The 5,983-nt window shown below is 69.7% G+C and carries 4 protein-coding genes; all 4 read left to right on the top strand.

Annotated features, from left to right (window positions below):
* On the top strand, nucleotides 1-1,774 hold a 1,774-nt coding region (locus tag DBR34_RS10765; protein ID WP_219928259.1), incomplete at its 5' end, for a filamentous haemagglutinin family protein.
* 164 nt (nucleotides 1,775-1,938) lie between these two features.
* Nucleotides 1,939-3,564 (top strand): ShlB/FhaC/HecB family hemolysin secretion/activation protein, encoded by a 1,626-nt coding sequence (locus DBR34_RS10760; RefSeq protein WP_219928258.1) that lies wholly within the window; start codon nucleotides 1,939-1,941, stop codon nucleotides 3,562-3,564.
* Between the two features lie 33 nt (nucleotides 3,565-3,597).
* Nucleotides 3,598-5,400: a MotA/TolQ/ExbB proton channel family protein gene (locus tag DBR34_RS10755; RefSeq protein ID WP_128096783.1), complete on the top strand. Its 1,803-nt coding sequence runs from the start codon at nucleotides 3,598-3,600 to the stop codon at nucleotides 5,398-5,400.
* An 11-nt stretch (nucleotides 5,401-5,411) separates the two neighbouring features.
* A complete protein-coding gene (locus tag DBR34_RS10750; protein ID WP_128096782.1) occupies nucleotides 5,412-5,825 on the top strand; it encodes a biopolymer transporter ExbD in 414 nt (137 codons plus the stop codon).
* The last annotated feature ends 158 nt before the right edge of the window (nucleotides 5,826-5,983 follow it).

The raw sequence follows: 5,983 nt of genomic DNA, 5'->3' as shown, positions 1-5,983 counted from the left end.
CGGCAACCTGATCGTGCATACCAGCGCCGACGACGTGTCGGTGGTGCAGGCCGGCCGTGACATCCGCTTCAGCACCTTCTACATCGCCGGCCCCGGCCTGCTCGACATCAGTGCCGGCCGTGACCTGTACATGGCCGACAAGGGCGAACTGCGCAGCCTGGGCCCGGTGGCCAACGGGGGCGCCGGTGACCGCAGCAGCGGGGCCGCCATTGCCGTGGCTGCCGGCGTCGGCTCGCACGGTGCGGATTGGACCGGCTTCGCCGCGCGTTACCTGGACGCGGCCAACCTGGCCGATCCCAACCGCGCGCTGGGCGAACAGGCCGGCAAGGTGGTGCGTGTGTACGGCGGTGCCACCTCGCTGGCGCAGTGGCTGAAGACCGAATTCGGTTACGGCGGCGACGAGGCCGGTGCCGCTGCGTTCCTCGCACAACAGCAGCAGACGCTGGACCAGGCGCGCGATGCGGCCACCGCCAGCGGCGGTACCGGCGTGGCCAACCGCGACCTGGCCCGCGAGTTCAAGCAGGACAGCCAGCTGCATCTGGTGAACTGGCTTACCGCCCGCTTCGGCGGTGCCAACGGCCGGGGCCTGCATTTCGACGCGGCCAGCATGGACGCCCAGGCGTTCTTCGCGCAGCTGCCGGCCGAACAGCAGAGCGCGTTCCTGCGCAACGTGTACTACGCCGAACTCAAGGCCGGCGGCCGCGAGTACACCGACGTGGACGGCCCGCGCGAGGGCAGCTACCTGCGCGGCCGCGAAGCCATCGCCACGCTGCTGCCGGCCAAGGATGCCAAGGGGAGCGAGATCGCCTACCGCGGCGACCTCACCATGTTCAGCAGCGCCCTGTACTTCGAGAAGACCGGCGACGTGGTGGCCACACGCCGCCCGCTGCCGGGCAAGCGCTACGTGACCGAGGCCGAGTGGATCGCCGCCGGTCGTCCCAGCGAGGGCCTGCCGTTCTACCTGGTCAACGATGCCGGCATCCATACCGATTTCGGCGGCGACATCAGCCTGCTGGTACCCGGTGGACGCGCGCTGGTGGGCGTCGACGGCGGCTTCGTCCCGGGGCCGGGTTCGGGCGTGCTCACCCAGGGCGAGGGCGACATCAACATCTATGCGCGTGGCAGCCTGCTGCTGGGCCAGAGCCGCATCTTCACCACCTTCGGCGGCAACGTGCTGGCCTGGTCGGCAGAGGGCGACATCAACGCCGGGCGCGGCAGCAAGACCACCGTGGTCTACACCCCGCAGCGCCGCGTGTACGACAGCGTCGGCAACGTGGCGCTGTCGCCGAACACGCCCAGCACCGGCGCCGGTATCGCCACGCTCAACCCGATCGCCGAAGTACCGCCGGGCGACATCGACCTGATCGCGCCGCTGGGCACCATCGATGCGGGCGAAGCGGGTATCCGCGTGTCGGGCAACGTCAACCTGGCCGCGCTGCAGGTGCTCAACGCCGACAACATCCAGGTGCAGGGCAAGGCCGTGGGTATTCCGATGGTGGCGGCGGTGAACGTCAACGCGCTGACCTCGGCCAGCGCGGCGGCCAACAACGCCGTGCAGGCCGCGCAGGACATGGTCAAGCGCCAAACCCGCCAGGCGCAGCCGTCCACCATCAGCGTGCAGGTGCTGGGCTTCGGCGAGGAGACCAGCAGCGTCACCCCGGCCAAGGGCGATGACCGCTACGACCCGGACAGCGTGGTGCAGGTGGTGGGCATGGGCGAACTGAGTGCCGAACAACGTGCGCGCATGGCCGCCCCGGGCACGCAACGGCAGTGAGCATGACGCCCGACATTTCCACGGCCACCGCGCGTGGCCACGGCCCGGTGCGGCCAATGCGCCGCAACTGCCTTGCGCGTGCAACGCCGGTGTTACCCGCGTTGCGCACCATCGCGGCCACCGCAGCGCGTGTCCCTTCCCTCTTCCGCAGTGAGAAGCTCCTGATGTCTTCAACCCCCAAGGCGATGGCCTGGTCGCCGCTGCCGCTGTGCCTGCTGTGCGTGATGCCGCTGGCCGCCGCGCAGCAGGCACCGGCCGCCGGCACCGCGGCCACGCCCGCTGCCAGCGACGCGCCGGCCGCCGCGCGCGTCACCATCAACGAGTACCTGGTGCGCGGCAACAGCGTGCTGGACGCGCGCGACATCGAGCGCGCGGTCACCCCGCACCTGGGCCCCGACCGCACCCTGCAGGACGTGGACGCCGCACGGCTGGCGCTGCAGGCCGCGTACCAGCGCAAGGGCTACCAGTCGGTGTACGTCGACCTGCCCGAGCAGCAGGTCAGCGGCGGCGTGGTGATCCTGCAGGTGACCGAAACCCGCGTGGGCCAGGTCAACGTGGTGGGCGCGCGCTACAACGACGCCGCGCGCCTGCGCGAACGCGTACCGGCGCTGCAGCCCGGCCAGGTACCCGATTTCGACGGTGCGCAGCGCGAACTCACCGAACTCAACCGCGGCGGCAAGCGCCAGGTGGTGCCGCTGGTGAAGCAGGGCACCGCCGAAGGCACCATGGACGTGGAGCTGAAAGTCGAGGACAAGACGCCCTGGCGGTTCAGCGCCACGGTCAACAACGACCACAGCGTGGACACCGAGCCGCTGCGCAGCATCGTCAGCGTCGGCCACGACAACCTGTGGCAGAAAGACCACACCGCTTCGCTCACCTTCTTCGCGGCCCCGCAGGACCTGGACCAGGCCAACGTGCTGTCGGCGTCCTACGGCCTGCCGCTGGGCAGCCCGGACTGGATGCTGGAATTCTCCGGCTACCGCTCCGACAGCAACGTGGTCTCCAGCGGCCAGACCAACGTCACCGGCAAGGGCCATGCGCTGGGCGTCAAGCTCAACCACAGCCTGCCCATGACCGGCGCGTGGTGGCACCAGCTGTCGGCCGGTATCGACTTCAAGGACCTGGACGAATCGGTGGCCATGGTCGGCCAGGCGTCCGACTTCGCTCCGCTCAAGTACGCGCCGCTGACGCTGGGCTACAGCGGCTTCCGCCAGGGCGACAAACACCAGCTCAGCGTGGCGCTGCAGGCCGTGTTCGGCGCGCGCAGCCTGCTCGGCTACGGCAGCAGTGACGACGAGTTCGACTGGAAGCGCGCCTACGCCGATTCCAGCTTCTTCGCGCTCAAGCTGGACCTCAGCGACACCTACACCCTGGACAGCGGCGCGCAGTGGTTCGCGCGCCTCTCCGCACAGATGACCGACCAGCCGCTGGTCTCCGGCGAGCAGTTCGCCGCCGGTGGCATGTACACCACGCGCGGCTACCGCTCGGCCGAAGGCATCGGCGATTACGGCGCGCTGGCCACGCTGGAATGGCGCACCCGCCCGTTCGCGCTGTGGGGCCTGCAGGACTGGCGCCTGTACGCCTTCGTCGATGGCGCCTGGCTGGGCCTGCGCCGGCCGCTGCCCGAGCAGGCCGACAGCAGCTGGATGTCCGCCGCCGGCCTGGGCAGCAGCCTGCGCATCAGCGACCACTTCAACCTGCGCCTGGATTACGGCCACACGCTCAGCGATGGCCCCACCACCACCAAGGGCGCGAACCGACTGCACCTGAGCGTCGGCGCCAGTTACTGAGCCCGACCCCCGACTTCCCCGGAGATAGTTCCCATGCAACGCCTTCTTGCCCTGTTGTTGTTCTGCCTGAGCATGTGCACGCTCGGCACCGCCCGTGCCGATACCCCGTGGTGGCAGGCCGACTGGAAATACCGCAAACCGATCACCGTGGATGCCGGCCCCAACGGCGCCGCGCTCGGCGGAAACCTCGGCCGCACGCCCGTGCTGGTGCGCCTGCACACCGGCAACTTCGCCTTCGACGGCGTGGCCGACGGCGGCAGCGACATCCGCTTCATCGGTGCCGACGGCCGCACCGTGCTCAACCACCAGGTGGAACAGTACGACGCCAGCCTGGGCATGGCCCTGATCTGGGTGGACGTGCCGGCCATCAGCGGCACCGCGCCGCAGACCCTGTGGATGTACTACGGCAACGCCGGTGCACCGGCGGCGGGCAATGGCCAGCGCGTGTTCGACCCGGACTACAGCGCCGTGTACCACTTCGCCGAAGGCAACGAGCCGCGCGACACCACCGCCTACGTCAACCATCCCAGTGGCCCGTTCAAGGCCGCCGACGGCGCCATCATCGGGCGCGGCGCGCAGTTGGCCGGCCAGCCGCTGCACCTGCCCGGCTCGCCGTCGCTGGCCCTGGCCGCCAACGGCGCGATGACTGTCTCGGCCTGGATCAAGCCGGCCCAGCTGGGCCCGGACCAGGCCATCTACAGCCGCCGCGAAGGCGACAACGTGCTGATCATCGGCCTGGACAACGGCGTGCCCTACGTGCGCGTCAACCAGCAACGCAGCCACCCGGTGCCGGCGCTGGCGGCGGGGCAGTGGGCGCACCTGGCGGTGACCGCCAGCGATGGCGCGGTGGTGCTGTACGTGGGCGGCCGCGAGGCCACCCGCATCGAGGCCAGCCTGCCGGCCTTGGCCGGTGAAGCCCTGCTGGGCGCCGACGTGGCCCCGGCCGCAGGCACCACCGCAGCGGTGGCCATGGCCCAGCCGTTCCTGGGTGACATCGACGAACTGCGCGTGTCCAAGGTGGCCCGCCCGGCCACCCAGCTGCTGGCCGATGCCAGCGCGCAGGGCGCCGAATCGCGCCTGGTCGCCTTCGGCGAAGACGAACAGTCTGCCGGCGTCAGCCACTTCGGCTTCATCCTCAAGGCGATGCCGGTCGACGCCTGGGTGGTGGTGGCCATGCTCGGCCTGATGCTGCTGCTGTCGTGGGCCATCATGATCACCAAGAGCCGCTACTTCGGCATCGTGGCCAAGGCCAACGAGGCCTTCACCGTGCAGTACCGCAAGGTGACCGGCGCGCCGGTGGCATCGCTGCAGGAACTGGAACGCACCGGCACGCTGGCCCCGCAGATCCGCGAGAGCTCCACCCTGTGGCGCCTGTACCGCATCGCCATGGAAGAAATGGATGGCCGCGGCTCGCACCACCACGGCCTGACCGCAGCGGCCATCACCTCCATCCGCGCCTCGATGGACGCCGAAGTCACGCGCGAAACCGAGCGCATGTCCAAGCGCATGAACTGGCTGTCCACCACCATCGAAGGCGCACCGTACATCGGCCTGTTCGGCACGGTGATCGGCATCATGCTGGTGTTCGTGGTGGCCGCGATGGCCGGTGCGGTGGACATCAACTCGGTGGCACCCGGCATGGCCGCCGCGCTGCTGTGTACCGCCGCCGGCCTGGGCGTGGCGATCCCCGCGCTGTTTGGCTACAACTGGCTGGCCTCGCGTGCCGAAGCCATCGCCGCGGACATGTCGGTGTTCGTCGACGAGTTCACCGCGCGGCTGGCCGAAGAGTTCGACCGCAGCGCACCGGCCGCCGTCGCGCGTCCGGTCCAGGCCTGAGGCGCACGACCATGGCCAGGGCAAAACGGTTCGGCATCAAGAAGCGCGAGAAGGGCATCAACGTCACCCCGTTCGTCGACGTGCTGCTGGTGGTGCTGGTGATCTTCATCCTCACCAGCAACGCCTCCATTCCGGGAATCCAGGTCAACCTGCCCAAGGCCAGCGCCAGCATGGCGCTGGAAAAGCCGAAAACCAAGGCGATCACCGTCGACAACGCCGGGCAGATCTTCCTCGACGCCTACCCGGTCAGCCTGGCCGAGCTGGAAGACCGCCTGCGCACCGAAAAGGCACTCACCCCCGACTTCCCGGTAATCGTGCGCGGCGACGCCCAGGTGCAGTACGCACGCGTGGTGGAGGTTCTTGACCTGCTGCGCCGGATCGACCTCAACCAGGTTGGTCTGGTGACCGGCAAACCACAGGGGTGATGGCGTGACTGCACTCAATCCCCGTGCACGCGGCGCGGCCGGCTGGCAGCGCTGGTGGCCGCTGGCCGCGCTGCTGGTCGGCATCGCGCTGCTGGCGCTGCTGGCATGGCTGCTGCTGTTCAAGGACACCGCCAGTACCCGGCGCCCGCAGGTGGAGG

Origin of the sequence: Stenotrophomonas sp. HMWF003, assembly GCF_003061285.1 — a bacterium.
Classification (GTDB): Bacteria; Pseudomonadota; Gammaproteobacteria; order Xanthomonadales; family Xanthomonadaceae; genus Stenotrophomonas; species Stenotrophomonas maltophilia_AP.
Note: the sequence above shows the minus strand (reverse complement) of the source record. Positions and strands in the feature narration are given on the sequence as shown.